Annotated in this window: 16 protein-coding genes and 1 pseudogene; 7 read left to right on the forward strand and 10 right to left on the reverse strand. The window is 60.6% G+C overall.

What is annotated here, in order from left to right:
• Window positions 1–152 precede the first annotated feature (152 nt).
• From V1261_RS01375 to V1261_RS01385, 3 genes are all read right to left on the reverse strand, one after another.
• Entirely contained in the window at window positions 153–1,376 is a 1,224-nt protein-coding gene (locus tag V1261_RS01375) for a type II toxin-antitoxin system HipA family toxin (protein ID WP_329769612.1), read from the reverse strand.
• Entirely contained in the window at window positions 1,373–1,684 is a 312-nt protein-coding gene (locus V1261_RS01380) for a helix-turn-helix domain-containing protein (protein ID WP_329769614.1), read from the reverse strand. Before V1261_RS01380 ends, V1261_RS01375 begins: the two co-directional genes overlap by 4 nt.
• A gap of 144 nt (window positions 1,685–1,828) precedes the next feature.
• Window positions 1,829–2,017, reverse strand: coding sequence for a helix-turn-helix domain-containing protein (locus V1261_RS01385; RefSeq protein WP_329769615.1), 189 nt, complete (start codon window positions 2,015–2,017; stop codon window positions 1,829–1,831).
• Here V1261_RS01385 and V1261_RS11990 point away from each other — a divergent pair.
• Window positions 2,016–2,267: pseudogene (locus V1261_RS11990) on the forward strand (integrase domain-containing protein); the annotation flags it as partial. The gene V1261_RS01385 and the pseudogene V1261_RS11990 overlap by 2 nt on opposite strands.
• A 54-nt stretch (window positions 2,268–2,321) precedes the next feature.
• Here V1261_RS11990 and V1261_RS01390 read toward each other — a convergent pair.
• The 7 genes from V1261_RS01390 to ychF form a co-directional block, all read right to left on the reverse strand.
• Window positions 2,322–3,386 (reverse strand): HNH endonuclease, encoded by a 1,065-nt coding sequence (locus tag V1261_RS01390; protein ID WP_329769617.1) that lies wholly within the window; start codon window positions 3,384–3,386, stop codon window positions 2,322–2,324.
• A complete protein-coding gene (locus tag V1261_RS01395; RefSeq protein ID WP_329769619.1) occupies window positions 3,386–5,227 on the reverse strand; it encodes a restriction system-associated AAA family ATPase in 1,842 nt (613 codons plus the stop codon). The genes V1261_RS01390 and V1261_RS01395 overlap by 1 nt, the downstream gene beginning before the upstream one ends.
• Window positions 5,224–6,783 carry a restriction endonuclease subunit S gene (locus V1261_RS01400; RefSeq protein ID WP_329769620.1) on the reverse strand — a complete coding sequence of 520 codons (1,560 nt, stop codon included), beginning with the start codon at window positions 6,781–6,783 and terminating at the stop codon, window positions 5,224–5,226. Before V1261_RS01400 ends, V1261_RS01395 begins: the two co-directional genes overlap by 4 nt.
• The gene (locus tag V1261_RS01405; RefSeq protein ID WP_329769622.1) at window positions 6,780–8,447 is read right to left on the reverse strand and encodes a type I restriction-modification system subunit M; all 1,668 of its coding nucleotides are present in this window, start codon (window positions 8,445–8,447) and stop codon (window positions 6,780–6,782) included. The genes V1261_RS01400 and V1261_RS01405 overlap by 4 nt, the downstream gene beginning before the upstream one ends.
• 15 nt (window positions 8,448–8,462) lie before the next feature.
• Complete coding sequence (locus tag V1261_RS01410; RefSeq protein WP_329769623.1) at window positions 8,463–11,261, reverse strand: type I restriction endonuclease subunit R; 2,799 nt, start codon at window positions 11,259–11,261, stop codon at window positions 8,463–8,465.
• 126 nt (window positions 11,262–11,387) lie between these two features.
• Window positions 11,388–12,449 (reverse strand): Fic family protein, encoded by a 1,062-nt coding sequence (locus V1261_RS01415; RefSeq protein WP_329769625.1) that lies wholly within the window; start codon window positions 12,447–12,449, stop codon window positions 11,388–11,390.
• 166 nt (window positions 12,450–12,615) lie between these two features.
• Window positions 12,616–13,713 carry a redox-regulated ATPase YchF gene (ychF, locus tag V1261_RS01420; RefSeq protein WP_329769626.1) on the reverse strand — a complete coding sequence of 366 codons (1,098 nt, stop codon included), beginning with the start codon at window positions 13,711–13,713 and terminating at the stop codon, window positions 12,616–12,618.
• Between the two features lie 148 nt (window positions 13,714–13,861).
• On the opposite strand from ychF, the gene V1261_RS01425 reads away from it, so the two are divergent.
• The 6 genes from V1261_RS01425 (at window position 13,862) to V1261_RS01450 (ending at window position 21,209) form a co-directional block, all read left to right on the forward strand.
• Window positions 13,862–15,025 carry an FAD-dependent monooxygenase gene (locus V1261_RS01425; protein ID WP_329769628.1) on the forward strand — a complete coding sequence of 388 codons (1,164 nt, stop codon included), beginning with the start codon at window positions 13,862–13,864 and terminating at the stop codon, window positions 15,023–15,025.
• A 66-nt stretch (window positions 15,026–15,091) separates the two neighbouring features.
• Complete coding sequence (locus V1261_RS01430) at window positions 15,092–15,895, forward strand: DsbC family protein (protein ID WP_329769630.1); 804 nt, start codon at window positions 15,092–15,094, stop codon at window positions 15,893–15,895.
• Window positions 15,896–16,044: 149 nt separating this feature from the next.
• On the forward strand, window positions 16,045–16,482 hold the full coding sequence (locus tag V1261_RS01435; protein ID WP_329769632.1) for a DUF3429 domain-containing protein: 438 nt from the start codon (window positions 16,045–16,047) through the stop codon (window positions 16,480–16,482).
• A gap of 52 nt (window positions 16,483–16,534) precedes the next feature.
• Window positions 16,535–18,472, forward strand: a complete 1,938-nt coding sequence (locus tag V1261_RS01440; RefSeq protein WP_329769634.1) for a M61 family metallopeptidase — start codon at window positions 16,535–16,537, stop codon at window positions 18,470–18,472.
• Entirely contained in the window at window positions 18,463–19,104 is a 642-nt protein-coding gene (locus tag V1261_RS01445; protein ID WP_329769636.1) for a YqiA/YcfP family alpha/beta fold hydrolase, read from the forward strand. Before V1261_RS01440 ends, V1261_RS01445 begins: the two co-directional genes overlap by 10 nt.
• Window positions 19,105–19,145: 41 nt before the next feature.
• Window positions 19,146–21,209 (forward strand): ribonuclease catalytic domain-containing protein, encoded by a 2,064-nt coding sequence (locus tag V1261_RS01450; RefSeq protein ID WP_329769637.1) that lies wholly within the window; start codon window positions 19,146–19,148, stop codon window positions 21,207–21,209.
• Window positions 21,210–21,283: the final 74 nt, after the last annotated feature.

A 21,283-nucleotide genomic window follows, 5' to 3' on the forward strand; every position in this document is an offset into this window, starting at 1 on the left:
GAATCAGACGTTGAACAGCGATTGTGACTGCAAGTCATTGAATGAACAGTTCACCATGCTGCTCCATTAAAAAATATACTCATGTTTGTACTCAAAAAACTCAGCATTGAGTACGTTCAACCCTGATCTGGCGCCGTTGCGCCGGCTCGGATTCAACTTTCCAGGCGCCTGCGACAGGCATCAATGGTGGATTTTATCTGCTGCGCCAACATCTGCCTGATCGGAACACGCTCAAATCGCTCACCCAATGAGCTTGCCTGCGGCAACATCCGGTCGATGACCTCTTCCGCCCGTTTCCTTGGGATGCCACCTTCCTCCGCCAGACGCAATAAATGCCGACGTTCGATGGCAGCACCTTCGCCGCAAACGTCCAGGTGATGCTGGCCCATCGGGCCTTCGCTGAAGGTCAGGTCGAATGCCGGAGCCAGACGCCAGCGCCGGTCGGGCCCGAGACGCCAGGCGAAATTCTTGGGGTGGTCGTCACGGTTGTGGAAGAGCACATTGAAGACGGCTCGCGCGTAGGCTTTCTCCACTTCGCGCTCGTCGCGCGTCAGGAAACGGGTAGCTCGCAGGAAGGCGGTGTAGTCGGTGGCACCGGGCAGGCGAAAATCCACCTGCAACAATCCAGCCAGACTGTGCACCGGGACGCGTTGCCCACCCTCTCGGTCGAAGCGCGCGACGCCGAAGGCGGCCAGTTCAGGGCCAAGGTCGAACCAGCGGCTTTCGGGTACATCCAGTCCGCAATCCCGAGCCAACTCGGCATAGAGCTGCTCGATGACGCAGACTTCCTTGTGTTCGTTCTGCGCCGGGAACTTGACCAGCCAGGGACTGCCGGGCGCATCCGGACGGGTGCTGACTTGCCCGGTCGTTGCGTCGTACTGCACCAAGGCCTTGGGCCTGGCCCCTTGCGGTGAGCCGCCGGTGAGCGCGAGCTCGCGCAGGGCTGCCCCCGCCTCGCCCGCGAGCGCGAGACGGCTTTGCTCGGCCAGCGCCAGCAAGGACCAGTCGGGCTCCTGGGCAGCGGCGTCGCTTGCCGGAACGAAGCGCAACGCGCCCATGGCGCGCTCACCAATGAAGGCCAGCCGGTCCAGCGGCCCGGGATGGCGCAAGCCGTGTTGACGGAACAAGCGATCCATCAGCAGCAAACCCCAGCCGTCAGGCAGACTGTCGGCGATCAGGCCCGGAAGGCGATGCAAATGGGTCGGAAAACCACCGTAGGCATCCGCACGCAGCTTGAGGTGCAAGGGCGACAGTTCCAAGCCCTGAGACAGGGCTACGGGAGAATATTCGAAGAGCAGGGATTGACCGTCATCGGCTAAGCGTCCCAACGGCCAGTCTTCTCCCCAGCCGCAATAATGCACGGTAAGCAGCTTCATGATGTTCTCTTACGCGGCGCACGCTGGCGGCGGCTGACAAGGTCCACCTGCTCCATCTGGGCGATGGATTGCCGTTTGAGCACGAAGAGATCGTCCAGCGCCTCCAGCAAGCCAAGCGCCTGCGCAACACGGACCAGCGTTTCCAGCGAGCACTGGCCGTCGCTTTCGAGTTTGCGCACCGCTCCCAACGACAGTCCGGCCATTTGCGCCAGTTCACGCTGCGTGAGCGATTGGGCAAGCCGCTGCTCGCGCAGACGAACACCCAGCGCGTGCAGGATCTCAGCGGGAGTCGAGAGATGAAAAGTCACTTTTATGACCCTTAACGCGGAAAAAATTGCGTAAGCACCATTGTAATGTACTTTACTTGTTCTTGAAAGCAGATGGCTGCGATAGCTGCCGCGAGCGACTAGGCAGTGACCATCGTAACGCTACGATACCGTAGCGCTACGATGTTACGGTGCAGGCTCCTGTCCAGCCGCCGGCGCCTCCAGCAGTACTGAAGGCTCCACCCCCAGCGCCTCGGCCAGCTTGAAGATGTTGAGCAATGCGATGTTGCGCTGCCCACGCTCAACCCCCCCCAGATAGCTGCGTGCCAAGCCACTTTCCAGTGCTAGGCGTTCTTGCGACCTGGACTCCAACATCCAGCAACGGCACGTCTACGATGGGCAGAGCAAGGCCGCGGGCCTGAGCAATATGCATGGGCTGCGGCATCGGTATGCACAGATGCGATATGAAACATTGACGGGGTGGAAGTCACCGGCAGCAGGCGGACCAGGCAAGGCTCAACTCGACCTATCACAACGTTTGGCCGACCAACATGTCCGGCAGCAAATCAGTCGCGAACTCGGGCACGAGCGGGTGAAGGTGACGGCGGTCTACCTGGGCAGCTGATCCAAGCCTGAGCTTCCAACGGCCCGCAACCGACTTGTCGGCTACCCACCTCCATCAAAAAGCACCAATCTGCTGGCAAGCATCGAGAAACGGCTTTTTGAGGAAGTTGCAACCACCGTACGGGTTATTCTTCACCTGTCGCGCTAGCGTGGCCATGAAATCGGAGGGGTCTCGACCGCCCTCTTTCCACTCGTCCAGCACCTGCGTCAGCCAGTATTTGCCGTCGTTCTCCGCGCAGAACTTGGCTTTATAGCGTTCTTCAATCCCGTATGCGTCCTTCCATGTGTCGAGTTCTTCAGCCAACGCCGCAGGACCGAGTTGAATTGTGACGTCGGCAGGCCCCAATTTATCGAGGTCTGCATGCAGCAAAGCAACCTGCAATTCAACGGTGTGGCTGACAGCGGCATACGGATAGAAGGCCTTGCGCCGTCCAACTGCATTGTGTGCGGGGTCTTTGCTCAGCTTGTAGGTGCTATTGCACTCGTGGCAGGCGGGTGCGAGATTGCGAAAGTTGATGGAATTGAATGGATATAGCGCTTTCGGCAGATAGTGGTCGTAGGCTTCGCGTTTACTGTGATTCTCACCCTTGATATCGCCTATGCCGCAGAACGGACACTTCCCCGTTTTGTTGGTGGACACGAAGGCCTGATAGTGATCGTCGATATCACCGATCTTGGCGCGCAGTGCAGCGAGACCCAGAAGCGATTGCGAATACAGTCCCTTGAAGAAGATACCGAGTTGAGCTGCAAGGTCTTTGTGATTGACGGCGATGTCGGCGTAACGGGCGAGGTGCGTTACCGGATCATTGGCGCAGACTTTTTCCAGATCGTTATTGCCCTGATACCACAGCTTGAACTGGTCAATCTCTCGCGGTGAGAGTGATGCGAAAAGATCGTAGATTGCCTTCACATCTTTGTAAAACGTCTTTCCTCGCTCTGCCGCTTGCGCGGAAAAACCGAACTCGCCCATGACCTCCTTGAGTTCCGGGTTGCCGTCAAAAAGATCCGGATGGAAGACCAAGCCAATCGGTGCTTTGCACCAGACCTCATGAAAAATGAAGTCAATGAACACCTGCATCTTCTCCATCTGATGCGGCACATAGGTATACGAGAACAACATCAGCCCTGCTCCTCCCCATTGTCTGGCTGATCGCCTTCGAGGATGGCCTTGATCAGCAACACTTTCTCCACTGAGTCGCCGAGCTGCTGGTTAATCTCCGTGATCAACGCTTCGTTATCTTCACCGCCCTGCTCAAAGCGCGTCCGCAACGCCTCCAATAGCTCCTGTGCGTGGCCGCCAATGGTTTCGCGCTTCCCAAACACCTTACTCATTGTGATCTTGTTTATCGAAGCACCAAACGTATTAAAGCCGGGAGGCTCAATACTGACCTTGCCGCTGGCTTTATCCTTGGCGAACACCAACACCTTCTCTGGCTTGCTGTCGGAGATCAGGAAGGGCGTGTGGGTGGTAACCAGCATTTCTTGCCCCGCATCCTCCACATCGGGCAGGCATTGACGCAGGCGGGTAATGAAGCTGGCGCGCCAGTGCGGGTTGAAGTGGGTTTCTGGCTCATCAAGCAGGAACAGGCTGTTAGTTTTACGAAACAGCAGGCATAGCCCGAGGCTGTGCAGCATCTGGTACTCGCCGTCCGACAGATCTTTGAGCAGCATTGGCTTTTCTACGCCCTGCATTGCGAAGTAGAAATTCTTGAAGCGCATGATGCGCTGGTCGGAGGCCAGCGTCGGTACCGTCTCACTGACGTAGTGGCTGGTGGAGCGGTACAAGTCGGTCTTGATGGTATCGCTGACGCTATACAGGTTGAGCGTCAGCAGAACCTGCAAGGCCTGGAACAAAGCGAGGGCAGGGCCTGCCGGATCATCGAAATTGGCCCGGAAGGCTTGCTTGGTTGCTTCATTGATCCGGTAATCCAGGATCAGCGTCTCGGAAGCCTCATCGTAGAAATGCAATGTGGCACAGCGCTTGAGCTTTTCGACAATGGCCGTGCGTTCAGTACGCTCATCGCCATTGGCCTCTAGTCCTTGAAGCAGATTGAGTCGGTAATCTCCGGTCTCCGGATCAAGATAAACCACATTGGTATCTGTAAAACGACCATCCTGCGTTTCGGTGGGCAAGGCGTACTCACCCGAAGTAAAGGCAGCAATTTGCTGGCTTGTGGTCGGGATGCTGCGGCGCAAGACAATGCGGAACTCGCGCAGTGCCTCTATGCCCACATCCTCGCGGAAGGGCTGGAGAGTGGCTTCATCCTGGAGCAGAAGATTGCACAACAGAATAGCTTGGCTGAAGCCACTGTCCAAATAGGCTAGCCGCGTTTCGGGACGGCCGGGATAAGGGAGCTGTCGGGCCAGAGCATTCCAGTACTCATCGAACTGGATGAAACGCATCTTGAAGAACGGCAGGCTAAGAATCTCATTCTCGCCGGAGGAGTAGCCCAGCACGTATTGCGGCAATAGCAAGTCACGCTCTTCGTCGCTCAATCGGCTGAAAGCAAAGCCCTCGACAGGGAACGCTTCGTTGTTCTCCCAGCGCAGCCACGGCGACTTGTCCCTCTCCTTGATTACGACCACGTGGGCGAACTCCGGACTACCGGAAGACCGGGATTCCTTCGGCAACTTGATCAGGTATTCCAGTTCATAGGCGTTGGGATAGCCTTCGTGCTCTTGTATGCCGTCCGGATTGTCATCAGGGTCGTACTGAAAGATGTCGGGCAAGAAATTGCGGCGTACCCGCTGCACCTCCAGCTGAAAGAAGATCGCTGCCAACGCTTCGAGCAAGTTGGACTTACCGCTGCCGTTGGGGCCAGCACACACGAAAGGCGCAAAACCTTCGGGCTGGGCTAGTTCTTCCTGCAAGCTCCATTCGGTGCGGAAGTGATGCTCGAAACCACAGGGCAGGCTGCGAAAGCCTGCCGGGTCAGTGATCTTGAGGCGCAGCAGTTTCATGCGTGGCTGTTCTCGGTGACGGCCTTGAGCTCGATGCGGTTGCCCGCGTCATCGAATGCCTGTACAAGCTGGCCTGTGGCCAGTGCCTCGAATACCCAGGTCTTGACGTGCTCGTAGTCGATGGTGCCCAGTTCGAAATCGTTGTCCGGGTGTAGTTCGGACAGTCGGGTTTGCGCCGCTGCTATGAAACGCTGCACTGAAAACGGTGCGCTGCCCAGTTGGCCGCGATACGCCTCCAGCCATTGCGTGAGTAGCCTTGGGCGCGCATCCGCGTTTTCCAGCGCGGCGAGCAGTTGGTCGGAGTCGGGAAAATGGATGGCAGGCACGGCCTGCACGACAGCTTCGGGCACGGTGGCTTGATCTCCAATGGAAGCGGGAGCAACGGGTTGGGTGGGGAGTGGTACGCGTGATAGATCCAGTTCGCCCTTGAAAGCCTGTTGGCTCAGTGCGCCATAGAGGATTTCGAGGTCGGTAAAGCTTTGCTGGTAGCGGGATTTCAGTTGATCGACGCTCTTGTGAATTTCAGCAAAGCGGTTTTGTAGGTCAATGGGTGCACGCTTGATCTTGGTCTCTTTAATGAGACCTAAATTAAGACCGCTCATGATGGCTCCGCGATTCTTGCTTGCGAACTGCTTCAGAACATAAGGACTGGAGTGAATGGAGTATGACAAGAACAATGGATTGGCCATCTCTCTATTCAGCGTAATCGCCGCAAGGTGCTTGGTGTTAATGGCAACAGGAATGTCGTCTGGGATCACCGCCGAACGACCGATGGTGCCCATGATCGTGACAATCACATCACCCGGGAAGATGCGATAACTCTGGAGCTCCTGATACTTTTCCTTGGAGATAAATCGGCGCTCACCCCACGCAAATCGATTTTGTACAGCATTATCGATGCCCAACACTGCCACATCTCCCTCTGACATAAACTCACTGTGGAGCAAATTGGAACCGAACGGTCCTGTTCGCATCGCACCTTTGTGTTTGGCAGCTAACTCACGAATCTCTACTAGCGGCCAAGTTTCATAACCTGGACTTGTTGGTCCAAACATCTCCAGAAACACGCTCTTGAGCAGGTCGTCGAGGTGTTGCAGGTGTTGTTTGCGCTGGGCGATCAGCCCTTCCACTTTGCCGAGCAGATGGGCAATGCGGATTTGGTCAGTAATTTTCTCTGGATGCGGGATCTGGATGTCCGAGAGATACGCCTTTGAGATGTGCTTTAGTCCAGCCCCCTTAAAGCCGCTCTCCAAGACTTGCATGTTTGCCTTGAAATACTGGAAAACATATCTAGCATCGATTATTCCGTTCGACTTGGGTTTGATTGTTATGCAATCAGTAGAGGTGGCAAAGTGGCTAGTCGTAAAATGGACGCTGGCTTTTCCACCCGTTCCGAATACTAGGCAACCTGGGCCATTCTGAAAGTCATTCAGATACTTGCTCTGGATTTCGCTCGACGTATAGAAAGGGTATTTTCCAGCTTCAAGCCCATCACCAGCTTTGATTTTTGATTTGGGCAGATAGTCAAACAGATCGCCCAGTTTTTCCTGCTTCATCCCACCATCCCCTTCAACGCCAGCAACTCGCGCACGATGCCACTTTGCACCTTGGCGAGTTCCACCTCATCCACATCGCCCACTTCGGCCTGAATCAAGCGATCCAGAATCACGTCGGGGGCGTCGTACTGCACTTCCTCGAACACATCGGTTTTGTAGCGCGACAGCGAGAGATCGAAGTTGTTTTTCTCATCCGCTATTTCGCTGCGCGGCACCATGAAGCATTTTGCGGTGCGGTCAGTATCAGCTTCCGCATCGTGGGCACGGTATTGGGCAATGATGTCCTGCAGATCGCCAGAACCTTCCTGCTTACTGCGTTTGTCATCCAGCGAGTAGCCGTCGGCAGCCATTTCGTAGAACCAGACATGCTCGGTGGCGGGTTTGCTGACCTTGTCTTTTGGCCCCCAGACCTTGGTGAACAACAGAATGGCGGTGCTGACGCCGGCATAGGGCTTGAACACGCCGCTGGGCAGGGTGATGACGGCCTTGAGGTCGCAGCGTTCCACCAGTGTCTGGCGCAAATCCCTGAAGGCCTTGCCGGAGCCGAACAGCACGCCCTGCGGCACGATCACGCAGGCAGTGCCGCCCTTCTTGAGCAGGCGATAGATGTTCTCGACAAACAGCAGCTCGGTCTTGGTGGTAGAGAGCCGCAGGTTTTCATTGATGTCGCCCTTGTCGATGCTGCCGGTAAAGGGCGGATTGGCCAGCACGATGTCGTATTCGGCTTCTTCGTTGTAGCTCTTGCTCAGAGTGTCCTGATAGTCGATGTGCGGCTCGTCGATGCCGTGCATCATCAGGTTCATCAGGCCCAAGCGCACCATGGTGGCGTCTATGTCGTAGCCGTACAGGCTTTCCTGCAGGATGGCCTGAGCCTTTTCGGTCAGTGCGGCAGCGACCGAGGTGCGGACAAAGCCGTCTTCATCGGGCTCAAGGTTCTTGGTTCCTGCATTGATGGCCAACTGGGTGACGATGTACTGGTAGGCGCCCAGCAGGAAGCCTCCAGTGCCGCAGGCAGGGTCGGCTATCTTGTGGCCTAGCTGTGGCTGTACCAGTTCGGCCATCAGCTTGATGATGTGGCGCGGGGTACGGAACTGGCCATTCTTGCCGGCGGTGGCGATCTCGGCTAGCAACATTTCATAGACATCGCCCTGGATGTCCTGGAAGGCTTGACCGTTTTCCCGTGAATCCTTCTCCATCACCTCGAAAATTTCGTCGATGGTCTTCACCGCTTCCACCAGCAGGGCTGGCTTGGGGATGATGAACACGGCGTTCTTCATATGGTGGGTGAAATTGGATTCAGCACCGTTCAGGTCTTTCAGGAAGGGGAATACCTTGCCCTGCACATGTTGCAGCATCTCTTCGGCCTGCATGCGCTTGAACTCACTCCAGCGCAGCGTACGTTTGTCGATGGGACGCTGTTCTGCCACAGGCCAGTTGCGTTCCTCGGGTGGAATCCAGGTACCTTCAAACTTGGATTGGTACGGATCGCTCCAGCCATCTCGTGCGTCGGCCTGGCGCTTCTGATCAAGTTCATCCAGCCGTTTCATGAACAGCAGGTAGGTGATCTGCTCGATGGCGGTGAGCGGGTTGCTGATACCGCCGCTCCAGAACTTGTTCCAGAGCTGGTCGATCTTGCTTTTGAGTTCGGGATTGTTTTGAAGCATGGTGTGCTCTGCTAATTAGGCAGCCAACCGTTCGGTCAGCTGCAGGATCTCGTTGATTTCTAGTGGGCTGAACACGCCACGGATGCCTTGTGGATGGATGACCGTAAAGGGGGCGGTGATCAGGTCTTTCTTCTCCACCTTTTCGCGCTCGATGATGAAGCCCTTCAACAGACTGAGGAATTCCATCTGCCGGCTGCTGAGCGTGGTGTGGGCGCGGATGAATTGGTCAAAGGCGGCGCTGACCTCGTCCGGGAAGCTCCTGAGCACATCAATACCCAGAATGTGGCGGATGAACTGGATGAAGCGCGCCTTGCGGTTCTTGTAGACCTGACGCAGCAGGTCTTCGGTGATGTGCGGATGTTCTTCATGCAGCAGTTCAGCCAGTTGGTTGGCCTCATCTGCACTCAACGTTTCGCCACTCTTGATCTTCTGCAGCACCGGGTTGTGCTCAGTGAGTTCGGCGATCAGGTTTTCCACCATTTCGCGGTAGCGGGTGATACTGACCGCCTCGTGCTGTGGGCCGAACTCCACCCATTCCTTCTTGTGCAGCTCATCGGCCAGATCGAGGTGGGTTTGCTCCTGGCCGCTGGATTGCTCGCGGAATTTCATCAGCGGGCCGAGCTTGGCGACCAGTTCGTCGAAGGCGTCTTCATCCGCCTTGGCCCAGTAGTGGCTGGTTTGCGCGGCGCGGATCAGGGCCTCTTCCTGCTTGACGAAGCCGACCGAGAGTGGCAATTCGCCGATCTGCTCAACGATGCCTTCCTTGAGGGTGTCGGCTTGTTCCTTCTCCTCGCTCAAAACGGCCAGTGAATATTCCAGCAGATCGCGCTCGAAGCGCATGGCCTTGAAATCGGCCTCGGACACGGTGCGGAACAGCGGCTTGATTTCTGCGCGCAGGAACTCAAGGCGCTCGTGGCTGAGGCTGATCCAGAAGTTGTCATCGTCCAGCCGCGCCAGCGCGGCGGCGGCTTCCTTGATCACCACCGACTCTTTGGGTAACGCGGCAATCTGCAGGCGGAGCTTGGCGACTTCACGCGTGGCGATGTCGGCATGGCCGCTGTCATTGGCCTTCTCGATCTTGTCGAGACGCAGGCCCACCAACCGCACCGGGAGCGGCAACTGCGGTTTCAGTTCCTTGCCCTTGGGGTTGAGCTTGAAGTATTCGAAGTTGTCCCAGCAGTCGAGAATCAGGAACACATCCTTTTCAAGGCACCAGGGCTTGGGCTTGCTGGTTTCCAGCAGGCGTGTGCCGCGCCCGACCATCTGCCAGAACTTGGTGTACGAGTAGACCGGCTTGGCGAACACGAGGTTGACGATTTCGCGCACATCGATGCCGGTGTCGAGCATGTCCACGCTGATGGCGATGCGAGGCATGTCGTTGTTGGTGAATTGATCGAGCAGCCCACCTTTCCCGTAGACGCGCGGGTCATCCGACACCAGCACCTTTGCAAGCTCACCGTGGTACTGCGGGTAGAGCTTGTCGAAGATTTCTTCCATGCGCCGGGCATGGGCCTTGGTGGCGCAAAAGAAGATAGTCTTGCCTGGCAGCACGCCGTTGGCGTCCTTGATGGCCTCCTCCATGAATTCACGGACGATCAGGGTGTTGGTGCCCTTGTTGATCACCTGCTTTTCAAGCTGAGTGCCCTCGAAGTTGATGTCTTCAACTTCCTTGCCCTGGAGGATCAGCTTCTTCTGGTCTTCCAGCGAAATGGTGCGCTTGCTGATGCCCTCCATCTGGAACTTGGTCTGAATCTTCATGACCTGGAAGTTGCAAAGGTAGGGCGGCACGTTGTTCACGGCTTCTTCATAGGTGTAGGCAAACGTGGGAATGCCATCTTCGCAATGAAAAAGCTGGAAGGTGTTGTGGTCGATGATGTCGGTCGGCGTGGCCGTGAGGCCCAGCGTGATGGTCTTGAAGTAGTCCAGCACTTCGCCAAAGGTGTTGTAGATGGAGCGATGGCTTTCATCGACGACGATGAAATCGAAGAAGTGAGGCGACAGGTGCTGTGCCTCATCCCGGATAATGTTGAGCATCGTCGGGTAGGTGGCGACATACACACGGCGATCCGTCGCGATCAGCTTTTCACCCACATTGGGCCAGCGCGGCTCGTTGGGCATGTGCTCCTTGAAGGCTGCCAGTGCTTGTTCACGCAACGCTATACGGTCCACGAGGAACAGCACTTTTTCTGCATGGCCAGCCCGCATCAAGGCATCGACCATGGCGATGCAGGTGCGGGTCTTGCCGGTGCCGGTGGCCATCACCAGCAGGAAATCGCGCTTCTTCTGTTCGATGCCTTCGAGCACCGAGCGTATCGCGCGAATCTGGTAATCACGTCCGGCAATCGAGGTGTTGATGAATTCCTGCGTCAGCGGCTTGCGATTGCGACGGATGTAGGCGAAGCGTTCGAGATCGTCGCGGGTGGGAAAGCCAACCACCTTGCGCGGCGGCGCGTTCTCCAGATCCCAGAAATAGAGCTCGTGGCCGTTGGTGTAGAAGCAGAATGGCAGCTCACCACCCAGCTGGTTCTGAATGTTGTAGCAGTATTGCTTGGCCTGCTCGCGGCCAATGGCGGCATCGCGGCTGGTCTTCTTGGCCTCGATCACTGCCAGGGGTTTGCGGTCTTTGCCGAGCAGGACGTAGTCGCTGAACTGGTGGCCCTCGTAGGGCGTGCGCGGCTCGGCCACGCCCACTGGCAAGGCGGTGAGGATGTCGAATTCCTCGACAACCTGGGTGGGGTCTTTGACGTTCCAGCCTGATAACGCGAGTTGCTGGTCAATCAAGTCGGCTCGTGTCTGTGCCTCGGATTTAGACATGCCTAGCCTCCCTGGCGATGCGGAAACGTTGGCTACATGCGGCCATTTCCTCGGTCTGGAACGCGGGCACGTTGCCGCAAGTGTGATCGTCGCGGATGTCGAGGCTGAAAATACTTTTTCTAGTCTTCATTTCTCACCGCCTTGATTGATGCGAAGCCACTTTGCTCCACGCCCCTTGCCGGTCGATTCGATCAGTCCCTCAGACTTCATCGCCCGCAATACCAGCCGTACCATGTCCCGGCTCACGCCCGGGCAGGCTTCTTCAATCTCGGAAATCGAGAACGGCAGGGTGCGCCCCAGAACTTCCGTCCGCACCCGGTCGCCTTTGCTGCCACGTCCCCGCTCGATGGTGCCGACACGCTCCTCGAACTCGCGATAGGCCCGTAGCAAGGCACCCCAGAAGTAATCAAGCCAGGGTTTGACGTTGTGCTGCCCCTGGTGCCAACCCTGAGAGCTGGCTTCCAGCGTCTCGTAATAACCTTCCTTGGTATCCTCGAAGATGCGTTCCAGGCTGATGTAGCGGCCCACGGCATAGTCGAAGTGGTAGAGCAGCAGCAAGGTCAGCAGGCGGGACATGCGGCCATTGCCGTCGGGGAAGGGGTGGATGCACAGGAAGTCGAGCATCGCCAGTGGCACCAGCACCAGTGGGTCGGCCAGGTGCTGGTCCAATGCGGTGGCGTAGCGCCCGGTCAGATCAGCCATTGCCATCGGCGCCAGATGCGCCGCGACCGGCTGGAAGCGCAGCCGCGACGTGCCGTCCGGGTGGCGCTCGATGATGTCGTTGTTGGTCGCCTTCCAGCGCCCGCCCGCCTGCGGCATATAACGGTACAGCAGGGTGTGCAGTTGCAGCACTACGCCTTCGCTGAAGGGCATGTGTGCAGCAGACTCATGAATCAGCGCCAGGGCATCACGGTAGCCGGCGATTTCCTGTTCGGAACGGCTCTTTGGCGTTGCGTTGCGGATGACCAGAGACTTCAACCGCGAGGGTGCGACGACAACGCCTTCCAACCGATTGGATGACTCGGTGGACTCCACCACGGCGATCTGGCGTAGCCCATTGAGAGCTTCGGGCGACTGCGCGGCAAAGAGTTGCTGCTTCCCTTGGTACTCGCCCAGTGTGCGCAACGTGGCAGCCTGGACGCCATCGAAGCGAAGCGCGGCAAGGAACTCGGGTGTGAGCGAGTGCATGGAATGCGAGTTTAGGCTGTATAAATGGGGTAATCATAGTCACTAAATGGGGTATTGTCCCCACAAATACCTCATTAAAGGTGTTTGATTACCCCCATTTCCAGCGACCCGCCTTGGGCTCAATCCAGCCAAGCGCTACCGAACGCTACTGAGTGTTGAAAAATCGTCACACGTTAAACAAGAAGTTCATCACATCCCCATCCTTCACGACATACTCCTTGCCCTCGGCACGCATCTTGCCCGCATCCTTGGCACCCTGCTCGCCCTTGTAGGCGATGAAGTCGTCAAACGCAATCGTCTGCGCGCGGATGAAGCCACGCTCGAAGTCGCCGTGGATCACGCCGGCTGCCTGCGGTGCGGTATCGCCAATGCGGATGGTCCAGGCACGCACTTCCTTCACGCCGGCGGTGAAGTAGGTCTGCAGGCCGAGCAGCTTGAAGCCGGCGCGGATCAGGCGGTTCAGGCCGGGTTCGTCCTGGCCCAGCTCCTGCAGGAACATGGCGCGGTCTTCGTCTTCCATCTCGGCCAGTTCGGATTCGATCTTGGCGCAGATCGCCACCACCGGCGCATCGCCGTGGGCCTTGGCAAATTCCTTCAGGCGATCCAGCAGCGGGTTGTTCTCGAAGCCGTCTTCGGCCACGTTGCCGACGAACATGGCCGGCTTGGCGGTGATCAGGCAGAGCTGCTTGATCAGGGCCTGCTGCTCGTCCGTCAGGTCGAGCACGCGCACCGGCTTGCCTTCCAGCAGGCCGGTCTGCACCACATCGAGTGCCTTCACCATGGCGATGGCTTCCTTGTCGTTGCCGGATTTGGACGCCTTGGTGTAGCGCTGCAGCGCCTTCTCCACCGTGCCCAGGTCGGCCAGGCAGAGCTCGGTCTGGATCACCTCGATATCGGCAATCGGATCGACCTTGCCGGAAACGTGCACCACGTTGGGATCTTCAAAGCAACGCACCACGTTGACGATGGCATCGGTTTCGCGGATGTGGGCCAGGAACTGGTTGCCCAGGCCTTCGCCCTTGCTGGCGCCCGCCACCAGACCGGCAATGTCCACAAACTCGACGATGGCCGGCACCACGCGCTCAGGCGTGATGATCTCGGCCAGCTGGTCCAGGCGCGGATCCGGCACTTCCACCACGCCGGTGTTCGGCTCGATGGTGCAGAAGGGATAGTTCTCGGCGGCGATGCCGGCCTTGGTCAGGGCGTTGAACAGGGTGGACTTGCCCACGTTGGGCAGGCCCACGATGCCGCATTTGAGGCTCATGGTGATTCCTTGGGTGATGCTCGGGCAAGGGGCCACGCGCGGGGCCGCGCCTTGCGAAAAAGTCGGAGGTCTGGGCAGGCTGCCGCCCAATCTTCCAAGTGTATGCGAAGCCGGCCTAAAATGGCCTTTTCTGTACCGGGATCCTGTCATGTCCTTCCATACCTATGATGTTTGCATCCGCGGCAGCGGCATCGTCGGACGCGCACTGGCCCTGCTGCTGGCGCGCCACCGCCTGCATGTGGGACTGGTAGAGTCACCCGCCTTCCCCGGCCAGCAGGCCGATATCCGCGCCTACGCCATCAACCACAAGTCGCAGGCCCTGCTCGCCAGCCTCAAGTGCTGGCCCGGCCCGGACAAGGCGACGCCGATCAAGGAAATGCGCGTCTGGGGCGATGTGCAATCGCAGACCGTGTTCAGCGCCAGCCAGCTGCAGCAGGAGGCCATGACCTGGATCGCCGATGTGCCCACGCTGGAGCACATGCTGCAGCAGGCCTGCCAGTACCAGGGCGGCATCGAGGTCATCACGGCGGAACAGGCCGAAGCCGATCCGGCACCACTCACCGTGATCTGCGAAGGCAAGCACAGCACGACCCGCGCCGAGCTTGGCGTGGAATACGACGTCACGCCCTACCGCCAGACCGCCATCGCCACGCGCGCCACGCTGGACGCGCCGCACCGCCAGATCGCCTGGCAGTGGTTTGCCCACACCGGCAACAACAGCGAAATCCTCGCCTTCCTGCCGCTGGGCGGCCCGGACGGGCAGGAAGTCGGCATTGTCTGGTCGGTCGATCGCGGCCGTGTGCCCGAGCTGCTGGCACTGGACGATGCCGCCTTTGCCGCCGCGCTGGACAGCGCCGCCCACCTGCAGCCGAACGAGGCACCGAGCGTGACCGGCGTGCAGCGCCGCGTCGCCTGGCCGCTGCAGCTGGGCATGGCGCAGCGCTGGGTCGGCAGCCAGCTCGCCGCCGATGGCAAGACGCGCCTGAGCTGGGCGCTGGCCGGCGATGCCGCGCACAGCGTGCACCCGCTGGCCGGCCAGGGCCTGAACCTGGGCCTGGCCGATGTGGCGCTGCTGGGCGAAATTCTCGGCAAGCGCCCGCTGTGGCGCAGTACCGGCGACATGCACCTGCTGCGTCAGTACGAGCGCACGCGCAAAGCCGCCAGCGCACCGCTGATTGCCGGCATGGACGGCATCCAGCGCCTGTTCTCGCACAATGCCGCCGGCGTGCGCCAGTTACGCAATCTGGGCATGGCACTGTTCGATCGCAGTGGCCCGGTGAAGGACTGGGTCGCGCGTCGCGCCATGGATTGACACATTTTTCCGCTAAAGTAGAACCTTCTACATAATCATCGGGCAGCTGACTGCCTGGCACTGCCCATGAATTTCCACCGCCTGGCAGCCTGTGCGCTGCTTCCCGCTTCCCTGTTGACGCTGACCGCCTGCCAGCAGGATGCCACCAAGCCCGCCACACCGGCTTCTGCTGCCGCGCCTGTCGCTGCGGCCCCGGCCAGTGCCAGCGCCGATGCCATGGCCGCCCTGCAGCAGACGCTGGAGCAGCGCATTCCGCAACTCAGCGGCCACATCCTGGAAGTCAGCCCCAGCCCCATGCCCGGCCTGTACGAGGTACTGGCCAGCGGTAACAACCTGTTCTATACCGATGCCCAGGGCGATTTCCTGCTGAACGGCTCGATGCTCGAAACGCGCACGCAGAATGACCTGACCGCCGAGCGCATCGACCAGCTGAACGCCATCGCCTTTGACCAGCTGCCGGCGCAAGACGCCTTTGTCACCAAGCGCGGCGATGGCAGCCGCCAGCTGGCGGTGTTCAGCGATCCCAACTGCCCGTTCTGCCACCGTCTGGAAGAATCGCTGGCCAAGATCGACAACATCACCATCCATACCTACCTGCTGCCGATCCTGGGCGACAACTCGGTCCAGCGCGCCGGCCAGGTCTGGTGTGCGACAGACCGCGTCAAGACCTGGGAAGACTGGATGCTGCGCAAGGCCGAACCGGCGGCAGCTGCTGCCAGTTGCGACACCGGTGCGCTGGAACGCAACGTCGCCTTTGCCCAGCACCACGGCATTACCGGCACGCCGGCGCTGATCTTTGCCAATGGCAAGCGTGTCAGCGGCGCAATCCCGACCGAGGAAATCGAAAAACTGTTGGCAGAAAGCCAATAAGCCCGATCCGGGCCGCGCATTTCACCCGCCGGCGTGCGGAATTCCCGCCGGCCGGAATCAATTTGTTCGACAATCAGGGGTTCCCCGCAATAGACAGCCTGGCGTCAGCCGCACGCCAGGTGCAACTTGCGGCTACCCGAGCCTGACCCATGCTGCCGCAAACCAGTCGCCATTTCATCCGTGCCATCCTGTACCTGGGCTGTGTGCCCATGGCCTTGCTGGCGATCCTGATGTGGCTGGTGCATGACGAACTGCACGGCTTTGTCGCGGTGGCGCTGGCCAGCTATGCCGGCATCGTGGTCGCCTTCCTCGGCGGCGTGCACTGGGGCATCGGCCTGCGCATTGGCGTGCATGCACCCAAGTTCCACTTCATCTGGGGCGCGATTGCCGCTTTCTGCGGCTGGTTCGGCACCATGATGATGCCGGCCGCCGGCATGCCTTTCCTCGCGCTGATGTTCGTCATCTGCTACGTGGTGGATGACCGCACCTGGGTACGCGCCGGCCTGAGCGAATGGCTGACCGCACGCTTCCACTCCACCGTGATCGCCGTCTTGAGCTGCCTGGCGGGCGCCGCCGGCTCCATGTAAGGCTGCTGCCGGTGGCGGCACAGCCAGCGTCCTGCTGCGCTATGCTTGCCGCATGGCCAAGAAAAAATCTTCCGCTTCTGCAGCGACCCCGGTACAGGCAAGTCCTGCAGCCGCCCCCGCCCCCATCAGCTACCAGGTATCGGCAGCCGATCCGCATCAACACCTGTTCCAGGTCCAGATGGTGGTACAGCAACCCGCTGCCCAGCAGGAACTGATGCTGCCGGTCTGGATTCCGGGCAGCTACCTGATCCGCGAATTTGCGCGTCACCTGCAACAGCTGCGCGCCAGCCAGGACGGCAAGCCCTGCCGCGTGGTGCAACTGGACAAGCACCGCTGGGTGGTGGAATGCTGCGCCGGCAAGCCGCTGACGGTCAGCTACCAGGTCTACGCCCACGACAACTCGGTGCGCACGGCCTGGCTCGATGCCGACCGTGGCTTCTTCAACCCGACCAGCCTGTGCCTGCAGGCCAAGGGCCGCGCCAGGGTGCCGCATGCGATCACGGTGGCATCGCCCAATCCGGCCTGGCGGCTGGCGACCGGACTGGATCCGGAACAGGTCGATACCCAGGGCTTTGGCCGCTATCTGGCCCCCGATTACGACACGCTGGCCGACAGCCCGTTTGAACTGGGCGATTTCTGGGACGCCAGCTTCACGCTGTACGGCGTGCCGCACCGCCTGGTGGTGGCGACACCGCCTCCCGGTTTTGACGGCGAACGCCTGCTGGCTGACACCGAGCGCATCTGCAAGACCCAGATGCAGTTCTGGCACGGCAGCAAGCCCAAGGGCAAGCTGCCGTTCACACGCTATGTGTTCATGCTCAACGCCGTGGACGACAGCTATGGCGGCCTGGAGCACCTCAACAGCACCGCGCTGATCGCCAGCCGAAAGCACCTGCCGCGCCACGGCGCCGATACCGGCGAGGACTACATCACGCTGCTCGGCCTGATCAGCCACGAATATTTCCACACCTGGAACGTGAAGCGCCTGCGTCCGGCCAGCCTCACGCCGTATGACTACAGCCGCGAGAACTACACCAGCCTGCTCTGGTTCTTCGAGGGCTTTACCAGCTACTACGACGACCTGCTGCTGCTGCGCGCCGGCTGTATCGAAACGGCTGACTACCTGCGCCTGCTGACCAAGGCGATCGAGCAGGTGCGCGGCACGCCGGGCCGGCTGCAGCAAAGCGTGGCGCAATCCAGCTTCGAGGCCTGGACCAAGTACTACCGCCCCGATGCCAACACCGCCAATGCCACTGTCAGCTATTACACCAAGGGCGCGCTGGTTGGCCTGTGCCTGGATCTGACGCTGCGCCAGGAAGGCCAGACCACGCTCGATGCCGTGATGCGCGCGCTCTACCAGCGCTGCTTTGCCGAGGTCGCTGACGAGCAGGAGCGCGGCCTGCGCGAGAAGGATGTGCTGCAGGTGCTGGAACAGCTGGCTGGCCGCAGCTTCGCGCCCGAGATCAAGGCCTGGGTGCATGGCCGTGGCGAACTGCCGCTGGAAGAATTGCTGAACGCGCATCAGGTGCAGGTCGAGCGCAGCCCGGCCAGCCTGGATCGCCAATGGGGCCTGCGCTGCAAGGAAGGCAGCAGCATCCAGGTGCAATCGGTCTGGCGCGATGGCGCGGCGGAACAGGCCGGCCTGGCCGCAGGTGACGAATGGCTCGGCATCCGCCTGCCGGCGACCGATGGCGCCGGCCAGCATGCGGCCTGGCGCGTCGGCAGCCTGCAGGAAGTGCACAACTACCTGCCGGCCAAGGCCAAGGGCAAGACCGCACCGGGCTGCATCGCCATCGTGGCGCGTGACAAGCGCCTGCTGGAGCTGCCGTTCGCGCTGCCCAGGGAGCCGATGGAGCAATGGAAGCTGGTCGAGGCCAGGGCAGAGCATCAGCCGGACGAGCCGTCGAAAAAGAAAAATGGCAAGAAGAGCGGCAAGGCTGACAAGCCAGCCAAGGCCGTCAGGCTAACCGGAGAGTGGCCATGGCACTGAACGCCCCCAGCCACCTGCTCTACCTGCACGGTTTCCGCTCCTCGCCGCAATCGGCCAAGGCGCGTTTCGTCGCCGACTGGATGCAGCAGCACCAGCCCGGTGTCGTCTGGTGCTGCCCGCAGCTGCCGCCCTCGCCGGCGGAGGCGATCGCGCTGCTGCAGCAGCTGACGCAGCACTGGCCACAGGCCTGCAGCGCCGTGATCGGCTCGTCACTCGGTGGCTTTTATGCGGCACACATGGCGGCAGCGCGCGGCTGGCGCAGCGTGCTGTTGAATCCGGCCGTGCATCCGGCACGCGATCTGGCACGCTATATCGGCGACAACACCGCCTGGCATGACCCGTCCGAGCACTTCTATTTCCAGGAAGCCTATATCGACGAACTGCGCGGTATCGAGCAGCAGACGCTGGCGCTGGAAGCCGAACGGCAGGCCAACGCCACGCTGGCACCGGCGTTTGCGCTGATCTGCGAAGGCGACGAAGTGCTGGACTGGCGCGAGATGACGGCGCGCCACGCGCGGGCGCAGCAGCGTGTGCTGCCGGGCAATGACCATGCGATCAGCGACTTTCCGCAGCACTGGCCGGAGCTGGCGGATTTCCTGCAACTGGGTGCTGCGCAAGGTCAGCCCGCATAAAACTCCCGCCGGGCGGGCAAACATGGGAAAATAGCCCGCTTATGTTTGCCATGTTTGAAGAGTCCGGAAAGTATCTGGCCGGACGCATCCTTTCCCAGGCGGAAGCCTCCTCCCAGATCGAACTCGATTCCGGCAAGCGCGTCAAGGTCAAGCAGGCCCACATCGTGCTCACGTTTGACAAGCCGACGCCAGCCGAACTGCTGGCGCAAGCCCGGAGCCTGAGCGCCGATATCGACGTGCAACTGCTGTGGGAATTCGCCCCCGAAGACGAATTCAGCTTCCGCGAGGTCGCCTGCGACTATTTCCAGGATCCTGCTTCCACCGTGGAGCAGGCTGCCACGCTGCTGGCGATTTTCAACGCGCCGCACTATTTCCGCCGCGCCGGTGGCCCCAAGGGCCGCTTCAGGAAAGCGCCGGAGGAAATCGTGCAGCAGGCGCTGCTGGCGATCGAGAAAAAGCGCCAGATCCAGCTGCAGATCGATGCCTGGGCCGCCGAGCTGGTGGCCGGCAGCTGCCCGCAGCCGGTGCGCGAGCAGCTCTACCGCATCCTGTTCAAGCCGGACAAGAATGGTCCCGAGTACAAGGCCGTGGTGCAGGCCGCGCGCGATGCCAAATTGGCCCCGCTGGAGCTGCTGCAGCGCGCCGGTGCCATCGATTCGCCCTACCAGTTCCACTGGCAGCGCTTCCTGTTCGAATTCTTCCCGCGCGGCACCGAGTTTCCGCCGCTGCAGCCGGTGCAGATCGACGACAGCGAGCTGCCGCTGGCCGAGGTGCAGGCCTATTCGATTGACGATTCCAGCACCACCGAGATTGACGATGCCCTGTCCGTGACCGGCCTGGGCAGTGGCAAGGTGACGCTGGGCGTGCATATTGCCGCACCCGGCCTGGCCGTGCAGCCCGGCGACGCCATCGACAAGGTGGCGCGCGAGCGCCAGTCCACCGTCTACATGCCCGGCTACAAGATCACCATGCTGCCGGGCGATGTGGTCGAACACTACACGCTGGGTGCCGGCCAGCCGCGCCCGGCACTGTCCTTTTACGCCACCTTCGACGAAAAGACGCTGGAGCTGCAGGACACGCGCAGCGCGGTCGAACGCGTGCCGATCGCGCACAACCTGCGCCTTGACGTGCTGGACCCGATCGTCACGCCGCAGTGGCTGGACGACCCGGCCGGCAGCACCGACATGGCCGAGCTGCAGGCGCTGCGCCCCGAACTGGTGTTCCTGTGGAAACTGGCGCAGCAGCTCAAGGCACGCCGCGAAGTGATCCGCGGCAAGCCCGATGTGCAGACCCGCCCGGACTACAACTTCCGCTTGATCCGCGATGAGGCACTGAAGTATGCGCCGCCGGATGGCAGCGAAACCGTGGTGATTGAGCAGCGCCAGCGTGGCGCACCGCTGGACCTGATCGTCGCCGAAGCAGCGATCCTGGTGAACCACCACTGGGGCCAGCTGCTGGCCACCGGCGGCGTTCCCGGCATCTACCGCAGCCAGGCGGCGCTGGCGCCCGGCGTCAAGGTGCGCATGGGCACCAAGGCGATCCAGCACGCCGGCCTCGGCGTGCCCTGCTATGCCTGGAGCACCTCGCCGCTGCGCCGCTACGTTGACCTGGTGAACCAGTGGCAGCTGATTGCTGCCATCCGCCATGGCGCCGCTGCGGCGCTGGTGGCCCCGTTCAAGCCCAAGGATGCCGAGCTGTTCGGCATCATCTCGGCGTTTGAAGGCGCGCATGCCGGCTACCAGGCCTACCAGCGCAACATGGAGCGCTTCTGGACGCTGCAGCATATCCAGCGCCACGGCATCACCGAGCTGACCTGCAGCGTGATCAAGGAAGGCGTGGTGCGCGCCAATGACCTGCCGCTGGTGATCGACGTGATCGGCACCGACGCCATGCCGCGCAACGCACAGGTGCGCGTCAAGCTCGGCACGGTGAACCTGATGTCACTGGACGTGACCGGTGTCGTCACCACGCGTCTGGGCGACAGCCCGCAAGCCAGCCTGAGCGATGACGGCAACGAGGATGACGAGGACGATCTGGCCGCCGGTCCGCTGGCGATCGCGGTCGACGTGAACGAGGCCGACGCGCCGGAGGCTGCCGTCTCCTGATACGGGCACAGCGCCGGCCCCGGCCTACAATGGCTGGCAGGCGCTGTCCCGGCGCCCCTGTTTCCTGTAGGTTC

Origin of the sequence: Brachymonas sp. J145 (genome assembly GCF_036312245.1) — a bacterium.
GTDB classification, from domain to species: domain Bacteria; phylum Pseudomonadota; class Gammaproteobacteria; order Burkholderiales; family Burkholderiaceae_C; genus Brachymonas; species Brachymonas wangyanguii.